Genomic DNA, 428 nt, shown 5'->3' with positions numbered 1-428 from the left:
CTACAGCGATATCGCTTCACGAGCGGCGGGCTATGAGATGCACCTCCTTAACACGGAGAACCCGTTTGCGCAGGCGGTGAATCAGATTATTGCGAAGGAAGATCTTACCCGTCTTGGCTTTGAGGGTGAATACGTGAGCTGGCAAACAGGCGTGCTGTGGCGCGATACGCTGGATACCACCCTTTGCAGCACCTCGCTCGACGCGCTGCGGCAGATAAAAACCGCTGACGAAATCGACCGTATCCGTGCAGCATGCGGCATTGCCGACCGCGCCGCACAGCACATCCGGCGTTTCATTCAGCCCGGTATGCGCGAGCGTGAAGTCGCTGCCGAGCGGGCGTGGTTTATGAAGCAGGAGGGTGCGGCCAAGCCCTCTTTCGACACCAGTGTCGGCAGCGGGCCGCGCGGTGCGCTGCCCCCCGGCAAAG

At 61.2% G+C, this 428-nt stretch carries 1 protein-coding gene; it reads left to right on the top strand.

The features are described from left to right. Positions 1–428 (top strand): M24 family metallopeptidase (locus RTW80_RS27410; protein ID WP_409415326.1); only part of this gene is annotated, 428 nt, incomplete at both ends.

It is taken from the genome of Escherichia sp. AM3, from assembly GCF_032029835.1.
In the GTDB taxonomy this organism is placed as follows: domain Bacteria; phylum Pseudomonadota; class Gammaproteobacteria; order Enterobacterales; family Enterobacteriaceae; genus Escherichia; species Escherichia coli.
This window is presented reverse-complemented; position numbering and strand designations above follow the sequence as displayed.